Annotated in this window: 12 protein-coding genes; 8 read left to right on the forward strand and 4 right to left on the reverse strand. The window is 51.7% G+C overall.

The features are described from left to right. Positions 1-175 precede the first annotated feature (175 nt). The 3 genes from TX82_RS10535 (at position 176) to TX82_RS10550 (ending at position 2290) form a co-directional block, all read left to right on the forward strand. Positions 176-904 carry a leucine-rich repeat domain-containing protein gene (locus TX82_RS10535; RefSeq protein WP_005010222.1) on the forward strand — a complete coding sequence of 243 codons (729 nt, stop codon included), beginning with the start codon at positions 176-178 and terminating at the stop codon, positions 902-904. A 320-nt stretch (positions 905-1224) separates the two neighbouring features. Continuing rightward, positions 1225-1674, forward strand: coding sequence for a hypothetical protein (locus TX82_RS10545; protein WP_005010223.1), 450 nt, complete (start codon positions 1225-1227; stop codon positions 1672-1674). A 199-nt stretch (positions 1675-1873) separates the two neighbouring features. Continuing rightward, positions 1874-2290 (forward strand): barstar family protein, encoded by a 417-nt coding sequence (locus TX82_RS10550; RefSeq protein WP_005010224.1) that lies wholly within the window; start codon positions 1874-1876, stop codon positions 2288-2290. A gap of 133 nt (positions 2291-2423) precedes the next feature. On the opposite strand, the gene TX82_RS10555 is transcribed toward TX82_RS10550, so the two are convergent. Then, complete coding sequence (locus TX82_RS10555) at positions 2424-3119, reverse strand: sulfite oxidase-like oxidoreductase (RefSeq protein ID WP_005010227.1); 696 nt, start codon at positions 3117-3119, stop codon at positions 2424-2426. A 241-nt stretch (positions 3120-3360) separates the two neighbouring features. On the opposite strand from TX82_RS10555, the gene TX82_RS15330 reads away from it, so the two are divergent. From TX82_RS15330 to TX82_RS10575, 3 genes are read left to right on the forward strand one after another with little or no spacing between them, the layout of a single operon-like run. Continuing rightward, the gene (locus tag TX82_RS15330; protein ID WP_005010229.1) at positions 3361-6156 is read left to right on the forward strand and encodes a glycosyltransferase family protein; all 2796 of its coding nucleotides are present in this window, start codon (positions 3361-3363) and stop codon (positions 6154-6156) included. After that, a complete protein-coding gene (locus TX82_RS15335; protein ID WP_005010238.1) occupies positions 6153-7946 on the forward strand; it encodes a glycosyltransferase family protein in 1794 nt (597 codons plus the stop codon). The genes TX82_RS15330 and TX82_RS15335 overlap by 4 nt, the downstream gene beginning before the upstream one ends. Positions 7947-7948: 2 nt before the next feature. Next, positions 7949-9703, forward strand: coding sequence for a glycosyltransferase family 9 protein (locus TX82_RS10575; RefSeq protein ID WP_005010240.1), 1755 nt, complete (start codon positions 7949-7951; stop codon positions 9701-9703). Here TX82_RS10575 and TX82_RS10580 read toward each other — a convergent pair. Next, on the reverse strand, positions 9658-11220 hold the full coding sequence (locus tag TX82_RS10580; RefSeq protein ID WP_005010243.1) for a phosphoglycerate kinase: 1563 nt from the start codon (positions 11218-11220) through the stop codon (positions 9658-9660). The genes TX82_RS10575 and TX82_RS10580 overlap by 46 nt on opposite strands. Positions 11221-11459: 239 nt before the next feature. Between TX82_RS10580 and TX82_RS10585 the strand changes: the two genes are divergently transcribed. Further along, positions 11460-13658 (forward strand): Rne/Rng family ribonuclease, encoded by a 2199-nt coding sequence (locus TX82_RS10585; RefSeq protein WP_005010247.1) that lies wholly within the window; start codon positions 11460-11462, stop codon positions 13656-13658. On the opposite strand, the gene TX82_RS10590 is transcribed toward TX82_RS10585, so the two are convergent. Both TX82_RS10590 and TX82_RS10595 read right to left on the reverse strand, forming a co-directional pair. Continuing rightward, positions 13655-14395, reverse strand: a complete 741-nt coding sequence (locus TX82_RS10590) for a formylglycine-generating enzyme family protein (RefSeq protein WP_503591178.1) — start codon at positions 14393-14395, stop codon at positions 13655-13657. The genes TX82_RS10585 and TX82_RS10590 overlap by 4 nt on opposite strands. Positions 14396-14424: 29 nt before the next feature. Next, on the reverse strand, positions 14425-15141 hold the full coding sequence (locus tag TX82_RS10595) for an HmuY family protein (protein ID WP_005010251.1): 717 nt from the start codon (positions 15139-15141) through the stop codon (positions 14425-14427). 169 nt (positions 15142-15310) lie between these two features. On the opposite strand from TX82_RS10595, the gene TX82_RS10600 reads away from it, so the two are divergent. Further along, entirely contained in the window at positions 15311-15934 is a 624-nt protein-coding gene (locus tag TX82_RS10600) for a hypothetical protein (protein ID WP_042252456.1), read from the forward strand. The last annotated feature ends 34 nt before the right edge of the window (positions 15935-15968 follow it).

Genomic DNA, 15968 nt, shown 5'->3' on the forward strand with positions numbered 1-15968 from the left:
AATTGATGTACAATCCGCGCGGACCCCGCCGCGGCGTCATGAAGGTCAGGCGCGGCGGTGCGTGGTCGGACAGCATCAACGGCATGCTGGTCGGCTACCGCGACTGGAGTTACCCGTTCTCGCGGAGCTTCAGCGACATCGGGTTCCGCTGTGTCATCAACCTGAAACCACCGTCATGAGCGCCACACCCAAACTCGATTACATCAACCGCCTCATCCGCGAAAATCTGAGCGAGGACGGCGACCTGGAACTGAAAGGCCTGTTCATCGGCGACGAAGGTTTGCTTGCGCTGTGCGAGGCGGAACGGGTGGAGGAGATCGTCAACCTCGACCTCAGCAAAAACCACCTCACGCACAAAGCCATCCCGGCGTTCGCGCAGTGCCCCCGGTTCGCCAACCTGCGGCGGCTCTACATGGGCGAAAACCAGATCGGCGACCGCGGTGCGGTGGCGCTGGTGGAGGCGGACTTCTGCGCCAATCTTTTGCAATTAGATTTGCGCATCAACGACATCGGGGAAGAGGGCGGCATGGCTATTGCCGAGGGCCCGTTCAAGAAACTGCAGGTGCTCATCCTGCAGGACAACCCCATCGGCGACGACGCGCTCATCACCATGGCGAAACACCCCGGCTTCGCCAACGTGCGCAAGCTGAACATATACAGGACGAACATCACCGACCGCGGCATCAAAACGCTGGCGCGGTCGAAAGTGTTCCAGAAGGTGAAGCACCTGAATGTGGCGCGGAATGTATTGCGGGTGGATGCGGCAGTGGCGCTTGCCAACACCAAGACACTGCAGAACGTCGAGACCCTGCTGATGTTCGACACCTACATCGGCGACAAAGGCGTCGAAGCCCTCTCCCAGTCCCAATGCCTGCCGAAGTTACGGACTCTGCGATTGACTTAGAATCAAACAAGGTTCGAATGGGATTCCTTGAGGTAGACAGTTTTGTTTGTGTATTCGCCATCAGGATTGGCGTCCTCGGAGGGATTTTCGGACTGTTGTTGATTTATCTCTCCCTAAGGGGTGGACGTTATCCAATTATGGATTTCAGGAATTGGAGTTTGCATTTAAAGGAATTATTTGCTTTTAATAGAGTGGGTCAGTGCTTGTTGTTCTTGGTTGGTATGGGGGTGTTTCTTTTCAGCCTTTATTTGATCACTCAGAATTTAATCGCCCTGAGTCCCGTTCATTGCTGAACCGCGCTTGATTGTTTCTATAAAAGAATGAAGAATTTCATTTTAACAAATCTTATTTTTTTATTTAGTTGCTCTATATGTTTTGGGGGTGAACTTCAGGGGTCTCTTTTAAACGAAGATTATTTGGAAAATGAGTTCAAAATAGCTCCCTTTAATTTCATTAAAAACAAAAAATTTAACTATGATGGGTTTTTGCAATTAAATAATTACGGACCATTTAAAGAAATATATATTTTTACAGGAAAATACAAGAGGAGAACCCAGAAGGGGCATTCCACGTTTGTGGCTATATTGAGTGATGACGAGGATGGTTATAAAAAAGAGACGATTATCAGTTTTTTTAAGGAAGACATTGATTACTTAAAGTTCGATAAAGGAAAAGTTTATATAGTTTTTAAAGATTCCTCAGAAGATTTTGGAGAAATTAAATATCGTCAAGGACAATTCCATTATGTAGATATGTTCGAAGAGTTTTGATTTGAAGGGCGATCATATTGGTCTGGCGGCGACTTACTGATGTTCGACACCTACATCGGCGGCAAAGGCGTCGAAGCCCTCTCCCAGTCCCAATGCCTGCCCAAACTGCGGACTTTAAGGCTTACTTGAAATAGGATGTCGGTCAGAATTTAATCGGCTTTCAAAGCGGTAATCTATATCGCGATGGTGAGGCAAGTGAATGGAATTATATCAATCGGTTAGGCTTGTACGGCCAGCTTCGGTGCATTTTTTTCCCGAAGATGAAATGGGGTCTCTCTTTTGTGAAAAAAATGAATTGGAACAAGAGGGCTTTGTGCTGATCGAAGGCAGGCTTCCAGAAATTTCCAAGGACAGGGAGCTTTTGGAATTCATAGCTGAGGCTATGAAATTCCCTGACTATTTCGGAAAGAACTGGAGTGCTTTGATTGATTGCATGAGCGATATGGAATGGTGGCCAGCCAAAGGGTATGTCTTGGTCCTGTATGGATCTGGAAAAATCTGGCGCGAAAAGCCCTTGATGATAGGTAATTTTGTTGAATGTTGGCTTGTTTGTGCTGGACGATGGCTAGAGAGAAAAGAGCCTGTCCCCTTCCACTTAGTGTTTGTCTTTGATTAAAATTTAAGGGGACTTCCAGTACGATAAGCGAGGACGATTGACCACGATCAGGCAGGGGTAGTCGCCCGATGACCAGCAGAGAACCATCGCGTACAATATTATTCCCGAATTAATCCGATAAAAGCGGCAACCTTCACCAATACCGTTCTTCCAGCCAGGGGTTGGCGTTGTTGTTGTAACCGCGCTGTTCCCAGAACCCCAGCTCGTCGTCCTCGCGAAAGACAATCTCACCGATCCATTTGGCTCCCTTCCACGCGTACAACTGCGGCGTGATCATGCGCACCGGCCCGCCGTGCTCCTTCGACAGCGGCATGCCCTCCCATGTATGGACCAGGAGCACGTCGTACTTCATGGCTTCCTCGATCGGCAGATTGGTGGAGTAGCCGTCGTACGCCTTGATGTACACGTAGCGCACCTCCTTCTGCACGCGGCAATGGTCCGCCAAATCCGAGAACCGCACGCCTTTCCAGCGATTGTCCAGCCGGCTCCAGGAAGTGACGCAATGGAAATCCGACACATCCTCCACCTGCGGGAATTTGTTGAACTCCTCCCAGCTGAACGCCGCCGGGTAGTCCAGAAGCCCTGACAGCGTGAGCGACCAGTTCTCCAGCGGGATCTCCGGCTGGAAACCGAGGTCGAGCACCGGCCAGCGGTCGGTGACGTTCTGTCCTGGCGGGGTTTTTGGCATGCCGTCGCGGTTCAGCGGACCTTCGCCCATCGGCACCTCGCCGTTCCATTCCTTGCCCTCCTGCCGGGCTTTCTGGTACTGGATCATCGCCTCGCGCGTGCGGATGCGTTTGGAGTTGGGATCGGGGGTGGGGATATCCATAGAAACCTTTGAATTCGCTTTATTTACAAAAACTCCGCCGGAAATGCCGGGGAGGGGGCATCAGGGCCATCCTTTTTTGGATGGAACTTGGAGGAAATGGTTTCGAATAATTAAAAGTCATTTATTTTCAATTGGTTAAGGAAGACTCTGAAGCTCCACCAAAGGGGCAATAAAGCCTAAAGCAATTTTTCGATTATTCCGAAAAGAATTAAAGGCATTCACAGCGGAGACGGCAATCCATATGAACTTGAAAATCCTCACCTTCAACTGGCACGAACCCTATATCTGCCTGATGGCCCACACGGGGTATGACTTCGACATCATCGAGCCGGAAACCGGTCCCGGCCGGCGGCGGCAATGGGACTGGAACATGCGCCCGTTGCCGAAAAACGGCTGTATCGTCACCGAAGAAGAAGCGCGGCGCAACCTGGAAGACGGCCATTACACCCTCGTCGTGGCGCACAACATGAGGGACCTGGCGTGGGCGCGGGATTACGACCTGCCCAAGATCGCGGTGTTCCATAATAAATTCTCCACCGAGGCCGGGTTGAGCGGCAACTCCGTGGACAAAAAAGAATACTTCCGCTTCGTCGAAGAGCTTACCCGCGACGTGCATTGCGTTTTCATTTCCCAGAGCAAACGCGACGACTGGGGGTTGGAAGGCGACATCATCCGTCCCGGCCTGCCGCTGGACGAGTACGGCGGCTACGATGGAAGCGGCGGATTCATTTTGCGCGTTGCCAATAACCTGAAAGAACGCGACCTGATGCTGGGCTACACGGCGAGTTCGCAAATCGTCGAGGGATTCGATTGCGTCACCCTCGGCCAGAACCCGCAGATTCCCGGCAGTCGCCTGTCCCGCGGATTCGACGACCTGTGCGACCACTACCGTCGCGGCCGCGTGTTCCTCAACACCACGGTGGACGGTTACGAGGACGGTTACAATTTGTCGATGCTGGAAGCGATGGCGACCGGCATGCCCGTGGTCTCCACCAGCAACGCGACGTCTCCCATCGAAAACGGCGTGAATGGCTATATTTCCAGCGACATCGCGATTCTGCGACGGGGTGTTGAGGAATTGTTGCGTGATGCGGACAAGGCCCGCGATTTGGGCCAACAAGCACGGGAGACGGTGGCGCGCCTGTTCCCGATCGGCCGCTTCGTCAAAAACTGGAAGCAGGCGGTGCAGACGGCGATCGACCAGTTTCTCGTTCGGCATGAGGCGATGGAAGAGGGTGGTGGGGAAGGCTTCCCGGAACTGCCGGAGAAACTCAATATCCTGATGGACACCAACGGCAACCCGGTCACCACCGCGCACTATCTGGAACGGGCACTGCGCAAACAGCATGACGTTGTGACCTGCGGTTCCGCCTTTACCGACGAGCATCGCCGGAACTGGAACATGGGGGCGCTGGACTGGCCCGCCAACCAGCCGGAGATAGGCCGCGAACCGAACCAATCCATCCAGTCGGTTTTGCAGAAACTGCCTGCTGACTGGCGGCCGAATCTGTACCTTTACGTGGAGACGGGATTGAATGCCACCCCGGCGGATTTACACACGCTGCAAGTGCCGAAAGTGTGCTACCTGATCGACACGCACCTGAACAAGGACCAGCATCTTAAAATTGCAGGCCATTTCGATATCGTTTTCCTGGCGCAAAGGGAATACGTGGACGATTTCAAAAAGGCCGGAATTTCGCATGTGGCGTGGTTGCCGCTGGCGTGCGATCCGGAAATCCACGGAAAACAGAATCTGGGGAAAGAGCATGATGTCGGGTTCGTGGGAAGCATTCTGCCTAACCTTCCGCGGCGTAAGCAACTCCTGGATAAACTGAGGGAGCATTTCGATATACACATCGATCGTCAATTCATGGAAAAAATGGCCGAAATATTCAGCCGGTCGCGTCTCGTATTCAACAACGCCGTGCGCGACGATCTCAACATGCGCGTGTTCGAGGCATTATGTTCCGGCAGTCTTCTTGTCACCGACGAGGCGAAAGGAAGTGGCCTTACCGACCTGTTTGAGAACGGCAAGCATCTGGTTATCTACCGGGACGATTCGATCGTCAATACCGTGCGCCACTACCTGGACAATCCGGAAGAAGCAGAGCGTATCGCGGAAGCGGGCAGGCAGGAAGTGCTGGCGCGGCACACTTACGATCACCGTGTGCAGACTCTGCTGGAACATGTGAGAGAGTGGATGAAGGCACCCGCCACTCAGCAAATGGAAACGGTATCCCAGGACAATGGAATTTCCGATTATTACAGGAATGTCCGCCGGGACCTGCTTCATCTCATGCCTTTGGAGGCCCGGTCTGTGTTGGAAGTCGGGTGTGGCGCCGGCCACACTGGGCGCGCCATCAAAGAAAGGCAGGGGGCGTTTGTGGTCGGGGTCGAGGTGAATCCAATTGCAGCGAAGGAAGCCTGCCGGCAACTGGACAGGGTGGTGGAGGGCAGCATCGAACACATGGAACTGCCTTTCGATGAAAAGCAATTCGACTGCATCCTGTTTGCAGATGTGCTGGAGCATCTTGTCGATCCGGCGCAGGTTCTGCGCAAGTTACTTCCTTATCTTGGCGAAAACGGAGTCGTGGTGGCCAGCATCCCCAACATCCAGTACCACGGCATCCTGAATCAGTTGGGGGAAGGCAACTGGACCTATGAAGACGAAGGCATACTGGACCGCACCCATTTGCGATTTTTCACATTAAAGGAAATAAGGAAATTGTTTGCGGAAACGGGATATGAAGTCCAGGTGGTGGAAGAGAACCTCGATCCTCAGTATGAGAAGTTCGCTTCTTCAGGGCAAACCAGCATCCGAACAGGAAGAGTCACCATTTCGGATTTGACGCCGGAAGAATTGAAGCAGTTTTTTGTCATCCAGTACAAAATCGTAGCTCATTTGGTTCGAAAAAATAATGCGGCCCACATACACAAGCAGGAAGGCCGGGAGAAAAAAGCGGACCAGTTGCAGAAAGCGCCGGAACTGGAGCGGAACGGTGAGTTTGAAAAAGCATTAAACGAGGTTTGTTCATGACCCGATTTGAATCAAACATAAAATTGTTGGAGGGAATGGACCCTCATTTGGCTGCTCGAGTGAAAAGTGAGCCGGTTCCCGAAAATTTTTCCATTTCATATTCCATAGAAAATCTTCCTGTTCCAGTTTTGGAAAATAATTCTTTGCACAGCACCTATTACCCCGAAAGAGATGCGGCGGCGAGCATTCGCGAGTTCAATCCGGAACCGGATTCGGTGATTGTGGTTTTCGGGCTTGGGTTTGGATACCACGTTCGGGCACTGCTTGACAGGTTTCCAAATAATATTGTTGTCATCGAACCGAGAATGAGTCTGTTCCGCGCTTTCCTGGAGCATGTGGATCTCAAGGTATTTGCCAACCGGGTTCAGTTTCGCGTGGACGAGCCAGCTCCAAAAATTCTTGCAAGGAGTGACACCGGAAACTGGGATGTATTCATTCATGCACCCTCGACTTTTGTTTCGCCCGATTATTTTGAGAAAATGAACCGGTGCATTCGGGTCATGGATGTCCTTGAAAGCCATTCCCTTCGGATCCTTGTTGTGAACCCGGTTTATGGCGGCTCATTGCCCACCGCCCGGTTTTGCAAAGAAACCCTGATTTCCATGGGCCACGAAGTGGATAGTGTGGATTGTGACCGGTTCAAGGATGCTTATTTTGAAATTCAAAAGATCACCGAAATTAAAAACAATCAGCGATCGCTCAACCATAAGTTCATGCAACTTATGGGGGATGCGGTGGTGGCGAAGGCGGTTGATTTCAAACCCGACCTGGTTCTTGCTTTGGCCCAGGCTCCGATGAGCCCGGAAGCAATATCGAAGTTCAGGGAAATGAAAACCCCTGTTGCATTCTGGTTTGTTGAAGACTTCAATACATTGACTTACTGGAAAGATGTAGCAGGTTTGTATGATTATTTTTTCACCATTCAGCAGGGGGAATTTTTCAGGAAAATGAAAGCACAGGGACTGGATAATTTTTATTATCTTCCCCAGGCGGCACACCCCGAAACCCAGTATCCCGTGGCATTAAATGAGGATGAATACAAGCAATTTTCCGCGGACCTTTCATTCATGGGGGAAGGCTATTACAACCGTCACAAGGCCTTCACCCGCCTGTTGGACCAGAATTTCAAAATTTGGGGAACGGGATGGAATCAGGACCCCGTTTTCTGGCCTCATTTGCAAAACAATGGGGAACGGGTGAGTAGCGAGGATTGCGTTAAGATTTATAACGCCGGTAAAGTTAACCTGAATCTTCACTCCTCCACCTACCATGATGGGATCAACCCGAACGGCGACTTCGTTAATCCGCGTACTTTTGAGATCGCTGCCTGCGGTGGATTTCAATTGGTTGATGAACGCTCGGAGTTGGGCGACTGCTTTCAAATAGGGGAGGAGATGGTTACTTTTTCCAACCTCGAAGAAATGCGGGCCAAGGCGCTTTATTACCTCGAAAATCCTGAAGAACGTCGGAAGGTTGCCGAACGCGGGCGGCAGCGTGTCTTAAGGGAACACACCATAAGACACCGCATGCATGAAATGTTGTTGCACATTTACTCCGAAAGAGAGCAGGAACTTGAAATCCGGACGAGCAGTCGCGAAAGTGTGTTGGACCGGGCCCTTGACCAGGTGGCGGACGACCCTGAACTCCGGGAGTTTCTGGAACCTTTTCGTGGGCAAAAGGACTTCAAATTTCAATCAGTAATTGATCGAATCAGTGAAGATGAATGGTCTTTTAAAGACCCCGAACTTCTTTTTCTGATGGTCGAACAAATTATTCCTAAAAAGAGCTGACTATGGCCAAGAATATTCTCATACTCAACCAGACGCGAATGGGAGATCTCGTCCAGTGTACGCCGCTTATTGCTGGTCTTCGCAGGAAACACCCTGATGCCAGAATCACTCTTGCCGTAAACAAGTCGTTTGAAGAATTTGCCAGAAAAATTCCTCATTTGGATGAACTGGTGTTGTTCGACATCACGCAATACAACGACCGTGACTGGGGGCGGGAAGTCATTTGGGTGACCCTGGCAAAATACCTCAAAGCATGGCTTGATACATTGCGGGCCAAACAATTTGACATGGTGGTCAATCTCAGCCATTCCTTTCTCAGCGCATACATGATCAAGTATCTGCGGATCCCTGAGGCTCGCGGGTTCTGCTGTAATGAAGAAGGAAACCGTAAAACCGAACATCCGTGGTTCCAGTATTTTTTCACGGAACCCATGAACCGTGCATACAATACCTTCAACCTTGTTGATATTTTCGGGCGGGGAGGGGACATTGAACCTGTTGTACACGGTCTTCGGGTGGATCACGGAGCTGAGGATGAAGAAGCTGTCGCGGATCTCCTGAAAGCCCAAGGGCTGGATAAAAACGAACTCGTTATTGGCATTCAGGCGGGGTCCAGTATTGCCGACCGCCGCTGGCCCGCGTCTCGTTTCGCGGAACTGGTGGACCGGCTGATTGAAAACCATAATGCCCGAATCATTTTATTCGGGGTCAAATCGGAGATGGAACTGGCCGAACAGATTTACGGTTCTTCCCGGTATCCCGCGAAAATCGCCAACCTTTGCGGGAAAACTTCCATCACCCAACTCATAGGCATGCTCAAACGCTGCCGGTACCTTGTGACCAACGATACGGGAACCATGCATATTGCAGCGGCTTTGAATGTTCGAATCGTGGGCCTGTTTTTTGCTCACGCGCATCCGCATGAAACCGGGCCCTTTTCAGAAGGCGACATCATATTTCGTGCAAATATTCCCTGCGCTCCCTGCAGCTACCAGGTTCATTGCAGTAACGTAGTCTGCATCGACAAAGTCCAGGCACGGCATGTGGAAGCGATGATCAGTGGCCATATTCATACCGGTCGCTGGGAAGTTCCGGATTTCATGAAAAACCTTCCTGAGATGGACCTGCTGGAATCAGGTTTCGACGAGGAAGGTTATCTTGCCTTCAAACCGCTTATTCGCCATCCACTGAACATAGAAACCCTGTTCGCTCAAGCCTACCGGCGCATGTGGCGCGATCACCTTCAAGAAGTTCGCGAACATCCCACATTGGATTCTATGAAAGCCATTACCCGATTCTTGGAGCAGCATTTTATTATTGATGAGGGCAATTTTCCGTTGAAAGCGGTCCAGGAAAAGAGGAAAGAATTGGAAAACCTCATCCGACTCGTATCTGATGGCCGAATGGTCAGCGAAAAGCTGATGTCTGTTTACAGGGAGCGTGGATTTGACAAGCCCCGCATACAGGCACTCGGCGAGCGGATTGCAGGCATCGATAACGCCATACGCAAAGCCGGATTGACCCACCCCGAACTCAATCCCCTTTGCGACATGTTCGACCGGAGGAAGGAAAATTTCGAGGGAGAGGACCTGTTGGACCTGGCCGGGAAAACGCAGGAATGTTATCGCAAATTTGAAATGGAAGCCCGGTCCCTTTACGAAATCATCGGCTTCATAACCGAATTCCTGGTTGGGAGACGGATGGAAATGGGTCAGGCGGAAGTGAGTTCCAGCAGAATGGCCGTTCCCGGCAGGTAGGAAGATGGTGGGGAAGTCCCGCGATCTTTGAGGTAACCCTCCAGGAATTCCAGAGCGGCGCCCCCACCTGTAGATACAAAAAAATTGGACGCGAAGTAGTTGCACAGGGTGTATTTATTTACATTATTGAATCCAATGGACAACAGCGATGCATTGATCGTTTTGTGCAACTGTTGAATGATTCGCCCCCGCACCTGGTATTTCATTCCTTCCAGATTGAGTTTGTTGAGGATTGCCGCGGAGTCACCCCCGCCGATGACAACCGACATGTTCTCGTTGCTTATGGCGGCGGAAAACAGCAACTCCGCAAGCTTGACCGAACCTTCAGCATATTGCTCCGTCTGCGGGTGATCGTAGGCACCAAGCGGACCGTTCCAGAATACATTTTGAATTTCACCTGATTGGCCTTCCAGCAGGATTTTTCGGGCGAAATTTTCAATGGTACGGGGCCCCAGGTCCAGTTGGAAATCATCCTCGAAATCCGGTTCGTCCTTGACTACATATTCTGTTTCAAAATAATCCTTGGTGATCTTGTAGTCGTCAGGAAACACGATGGTGACTTCATTGGCTTCGGCGAGCTTCAAGATTTCGTCCGCGTAGCGCACTTCCTTGATAACATCCGCCTTTTCTTCTTCCGTCTTGTTGAGAAACAACTTGGCGGGCAGGTCTTTCTGCTTGAGGGTGGGAATTTTTTCGATGAATTTCTTTGCCAGCAGGAAAGCATTCACCATTCTTCCGCCAATAAAAATGAGTCGGATGCGGCTGTCCACAAATTGCTTCAATATACCGATTTTGTCCGCAATTTTCGCTCCGCCGGCAATCACAGCCGTTTTTTCTGGGTAATCCAGTGCCTTTTGGGCAAATTTGCCGAGTCGATTCACTTCAATATTCAGCAAACTTCCGGCTACCACAGTTTTTCCTTGCTGTCGCATGTGCTGTGGAAGCATCTGGATGCTTTTGCTGACACGATGGCTGCATCCGAAAGCGCAATTGATAAAAATGTCCGAACAGGTCGCCACTTCCTCCATGAACTCCTGACGGTAGGTGTCCGGATTATTGGGTTCCAGCAAGTAACGGAGGTTGGGTAGGAATTTGATACCGCCTCGAGGCAGCCGATGATTGGAAATGATGTTCAACGAATCCTTCAGATGGGAGTCGGTGATTTCGGGAGGAAATATGGTGTAGGTGTCCTCGTACAATTCGCGGACCAGCGTATCGAAGTGGGAGCAGACAAACTGAATGTTGAAGACCCCATCCCAGCCCATGAAATCTTTCTTCTTGTGCGGTCGGCCCAGGTGGGAGCCGATGATGATACGGCAGTTGCCGTCGGTGAGTTCGTGAATTTTCTTGAAAGTGGTGTCAACGAACCGTCGAATGCGGGTGTCGTCGGCGACGCGGTATCCTTTGCTGGTGTTGACCAGGGGAACGTTGAAATCGACACGGATGAAAATGGTTTTTTCGATGAGGTCTGCCGGGGTCAGATCATCCACACACGGCATTTTGGCGACGTTTTCCATGAGGAAAAATGACCTAAATTGCTGAATTTATGTGTTATAATTTAAATATCAGGAAGGCCGATCCCAAGCTTTCCGCCGAAGCCTGGAACGATGCCCGCCTCCCGAAGCGAAGCTTTTGATTCCATTCATAAAATAACACAAATTACCGTTTTTGAAATAATATTCGTTTTGTTTTATCATGTCCTAGGCAGGTAGTCGGCGAGGACTTCCAAGCGCCAAATTGAAAGGCCATCAATGATATGTCCAAAAAGAAAAAACTGTTAATCAATGCGGAACACCCCGAAGAATGCCGCGCCGTAATCATCGAAGATGGAACAATCCAGGAATACATAGTAGAACACTCCTCCCGGGAGCTCCTGAAAGGGAACGTCTATCTGGGCGTCATCACCCGGGTGGAACCCGCCATCGAGGCCTGCTTTGTTGATTTTGGTGGTAAAAAATACGGCTTCCTCCCATTCAAAGATGTTCTGAGAGAATCGTACCTTCAAACAGGGGAAAGGAAATCAAAAACCAGGATCCAGGATGTTCTCATCCGTGGGCAGAAACTCCTGGTGCAGGTGGTTAAAGAAAGCCGAGACGCCAAAGGACCTTCCCTGACCAACGCGGTCACCATTCCGGGCCGGTTTCTGGTGCTCATGTGCTCCAAGGAAACCAGCGGAATCTCCCGGAAAATCGAGGATGAATCCGAGCGTAAGAAAATGAAGGAGGTGCTTTCGGATCTCCAATTGCCAGAGGATATGGGCGTGATCCTGCGTACTGCCGGCATGGGGCGCACCAAGCTGGAATTGCAAAAAGACCTTCAGATGCTCATGAAGATCTGGGAGGGAATTCAGGAAAAGCTTCAAGATCCCGAATCCAAGGCTCCGTGCCTGCTCTACAAGGTGCCGGATATGGTGGTGCGCACCGTTCGCGACCATTTCACCAACGACACCTCTGAGATCATTGTGGACAACGCGGAATCCTACAAAGCGGTGAAGGAGTTCATGCGCCTGGTAATGCCGCGGATGCGCAACCGGATCAAGTATTCCCAGGAAACCAAACCCATTTTTTCCCAGTACAAGATCGAAGAGCAGATCGAAAACATTTACAAAAAACGTGTCGATCTGCCTTCCGGCGGGTCGCTGGTATTCGATGTCGGAGAAGCCATGGTGGCGATCGACGTCAACTCCGGCAAAACCACAAGCTCCAGTGACTTGGAAGACACCGCCACACGCACAAATATGGAGGCGGCGGAAGAAATCGGGCGTCAGTTGCGCCTGCGCGATCTGGGCGGTTTGATCGTCATCGATTTCATCGACATGTTCTCCAAGAAGAACAAGAGCAACGTCGAAAAAGAAATCAAGAAAAGCTGTAAATCGGATAAGGCCCGCATCAATATCTCACGCATCTCGCGGTTCGGCCTGCTGGAAATGTCTCGTCAGCGCTTGTCCTCGCCGGTCAAGGAAGGGAACTTCGAGCAATGCAGTCTTTGTCAGGGCACCGGTTTCACACGTACTGAAAGTTCGTTGTCGCTGAGCGTTCTACGAAAAGTTCGGGAAATTCTGGCGGATGGCAACGTAAAGGTTCTGGCCGTGGAGGTTTCCTCCGCAGTAGCCAGTTACCTTTTGAATCATAAGACAAAGTACCTGCAGGAGTTGCAGGACAAAACCCAATGCCTCATTCAGTTCACGGCGAAGGACCGCCTGGCGTACGAAAACTTCTCCTACACCGTTCTGGAACGCAAGCGCGAAGAAGAACGGCAAATGGAAAATCGAACTCGTGGCGTTGAGTTCCGGACTGCGACACCGGAGACGGCCCCCGTACGGACCGACACCCGAAAAGAGTCGCGCCCGGAATCCCGTTCTGATGAGGGTGGAGACCGGGATCGACGTGGCCGGGGACGTCGCCCCTCCGGCCGTGGGCGTTCCGCCCGGTCAGGAGATTCGCGCAGCGGTTCCCGCAATCGTTCGAACCGGACACCAAACGAAGAAAGACAGGAGACTGCTCCCGATGCGGTGGTGGACACACCCTTTCCTGGAAACGGAAGGGATGAGCCTCAGGGCTCCGGTTTTGAAGTTCCACCTATGGTGACAGGCGATCCGGTTTTGCCAGTTGAGGAGGCATCTCCCGCCGTTGAAAAAGATAGCGAGGATACTTCTTCGAAGGCCGAAAGCCCAGGAGAGGACAAGCCCGCTTCCCGGGGAAGCAGGTCCGGCCGTTCCCGCGACGGGCGACGCAACCCGAATCGCAGGCGCGGCGGCAGCCGAACGCGCACCCCCCGTAAAACGGTGGAAAAAACGGAAAGTGCGGAAGGTGGAGATGGTGGGGAGTCTTCTCCGCAACCGGTGGAAAATGTTTCCCGGTTGCATGAAGTGGTGCTCGACCCTCCGTACAAGGCCGATGACCGGGGAGGGGACGAGCCAAAACCCATACGAGATGATCTGGCTTCCGGGCTTTAGCCCGGATTGCCGGATTCCGTCTTTCCAACCGATTGCGCACAACGGAACCCTGTGTTCCAGGTGCGCATGGTTGGGGGCGCCACGTTTCTGTAAGGAACCATGGCGAACTGCTCCATGAATCCGTGCTCGCGCTTGTTGTAGGCACCGCCGCGAATCACCTTGAAATTCTCCCCAAAGTTGGCATCTTTGTGCCAGGATTTGGGGTAGGGCTGGTACCAGCTGGCGGTCCATTCCGAAACATTTCCGTTCATATCCTGCACGCCGTAGACGCTGACATCGCCTTTCACACTGCCAACCGGCTGGGGCGTTTTTCCGAAATTGGCTTTGCTTTTGTCCAACTCATTCCCCCAGACGAATAACCGGCCATCCTCGCCACGTGCGGCCTTTTCCCATTCAAACTCCGTCGGCAGACGCTTGCCCGACCACAGGCAATAGGCGTCTGCCTCGTGCCAGCTGATACCGCGTACAGGATGGTTGGCCCGTCCTTCCGCGTAACGGGCGGAAGGTTTGAATGCCAGGAAATCAGCGTAGGTGACTTCAAACCGGTCGATGTAAAATGCATCCAAATGCATGTTTTGCATGGGCTGGGCGTTGGCGCTGGATGTCCGGTCGGACATGAACGCGGGTATGTTGTCGGAGACTGGCATTCCGAGCTGAAACTCGCCTGCCGGAATCAAGACCATCGACTCCTTTTCGGGTGTGGAGGAGTGTTGGCACGCCGGAAGCAACGAGAACACTACCAGAACCAGCAAAAGGGTTGCCTGCTTCAATGGCTGACCTGGGCTGTTTGCGGGTGGTCGATCGGGTTGGTGGGGAAGAGGTGTTCCCCTTTTGGAACGTAACGGTATTCCAGCGTCAGGCAGGCGGCCTCGTCACGCGTGCACATCATGGATTTACAATCGGATTCCGGACGTTCGCAATAATAATTGATGATCTTCATTTTCACGAACCCGTCCCCGGTATCGATCAGGTAGACATCCTTTTTGGATTCCACATTGTGTGTGCGGGTGCGGTAAATGTACCAGTCAACCAGTGCCTTGTTGACGATACTGCCTCCCCAGCCCCGGTCATCCTTTTTGAAATCGGTCCGGGTTGCGGGGACATCTTGCACCTGATCAAATTCAACCTGACCCAGGTTTTTCACCTGAACCGGCCCTTGTGGATTGGTGACCCCCCCGTTGGTCACTATCTTGGTCCGCTGGAACGCCAGGTCCCAGTCCAGCTTTTGCAGGCGGTGGGTGTCTTTTTCCATGTCCTCAACGCGATGGATTTTACCCGTTGAAAAGTCGAGCAGGGCCCACGTATCCCGTGATTGCGCGTCCACCTTGATCAGGGGGTTGTCGGTTTTGTACCGGTCCACCTTTTTGGGAGGGAGTGGCAAGTTTTCAAAGTCCTCGATATTGGAGGACAGGTAGTAAAACATCAGGTTGAAAAAAACCGTGGCGCCCAGAAGGACGAGGAAGGTTTTTGCTGTGCTGTTCATAATGTCATTGTATCAAAGGGAGTGGGCCCTGTAAGTGGAAAACAGAATGGGAGTTTCGCCGATTTCTCCTTCAATTTCAATGGAGAAGGTCAAAATCGCCTTTTTTCCTTTAAACAGGATGGGTATAATGAGTTTTGTGAAGGCATGTGTCCGTTTTTTGGGTTTGAGAATGGTTGATGACAAACATTTTGCTTTTAAAAAGCATCAAATCGAAGCTTATCTGAAAAAGGAATATCAGAAGTATTTCGGACGGTCGGGGCGGATTTCCATCCGCAAGCGCCAGCGCTTCATGAGCCGGATCACCCAGAAAGTCGCCCGAAAGTTCGGCAAGGACGTTCTTTGCCTGGTGGATTTCACCCGGCAAGGATTCGTCACCCTGGTTTCGCCGTCGCACAGCGAATCCACGGAAAAGGGTCGGCTCTACAAATCATTCACGCACCCGCAGGTGGCGTACACGACTCACTGCATTGACCGGTTCAGCGAACGCACGGAGACCACGGATAATTGTATCATTACGCTCGACAACTACCTGGAAGAAGGTCTTCTGACATTCGGGCACCACGAGGGATTCCTTGTGTGTTCCACCGGGGTTTTTGCATACGAGATTGAGGACGGACGCCTCATCATCAAGACATTCATACATCTGGATATGCTTTCCGATACGCAGATCCGCGAATTTTACGGTCACGATGTGCTGGCCATGATGTCCACCGGCGAATACGTTGCCGATGACAGTATGGAAAGCGACATCATTCTGGCGGACGAATTGCCGCCGTCCACTCCCAAGAATTAAAGCCCGTCCCGTTCCCTCCCCGGGGCAGGGTGCA

The organism is Nitrospina gracilis 3/211 (assembly GCF_000341545.2).
GTDB lineage: Bacteria > Nitrospinota > Nitrospinia > Nitrospinales > Nitrospinaceae > Nitrospina > Nitrospina gracilis.

What these genes read in the sequence shown, in the direction of transcription:
- TX82_RS10600 (WP_042252456.1), top strand. Translation starts at nt 15,311, where the DNA reads ATGGTTGATGACAAACATTTTGCTTTTAAAAAGCATCAAATCGAAGCT.
- TX82_RS10580 (WP_005010243.1), bottom strand. Translation starts at nt 11,220, where the DNA reads ATGGAAAACGTCGCCAAAATGCCGTGTGTGGATGATCTGACCCCGGCA.
- TX82_RS10545 (WP_005010223.1), top strand. Translation starts at nt 1,225, where the DNA reads ATGAAGAATTTCATTTTAACAAATCTTATTTTTTTATTTAGTTGCTCT.
- TX82_RS15330 (WP_005010229.1), top strand. Translation starts at nt 3,361, where the DNA reads ATGAACTTGAAAATCCTCACCTTCAACTGGCACGAACCCTATATCTGC.
- TX82_RS10555 (WP_005010227.1), bottom strand. Translation starts at nt 3,119, where the DNA reads ATGGATATCCCCACCCCCGATCCCAACTCCAAACGCATCCGCACGCGC.
- TX82_RS10575 (WP_005010240.1), top strand. Translation starts at nt 7,949, where the DNA reads ATGGCCAAGAATATTCTCATACTCAACCAGACGCGAATGGGAGATCTC.
- TX82_RS10585 (WP_005010247.1), top strand. Translation starts at nt 11,460, where the DNA reads ATGTCCAAAAAGAAAAAACTGTTAATCAATGCGGAACACCCCGAAGAA.
- TX82_RS10595 (WP_005010251.1), bottom strand. Translation starts at nt 15,141, where the DNA reads ATGAACAGCACAGCAAAAACCTTCCTCGTCCTTCTGGGCGCCACGGTT.
- TX82_RS15335 (WP_005010238.1), top strand. Translation starts at nt 6,153, where the DNA reads ATGACCCGATTTGAATCAAACATAAAATTGTTGGAGGGAATGGACCCT.
- TX82_RS10535 (WP_005010222.1), top strand. Translation starts at nt 176, where the DNA reads ATGAGCGCCACACCCAAACTCGATTACATCAACCGCCTCATCCGCGAA.
- TX82_RS10550 (WP_005010224.1), top strand. Translation starts at nt 1,874, where the DNA reads ATGGAATTATATCAATCGGTTAGGCTTGTACGGCCAGCTTCGGTGCAT.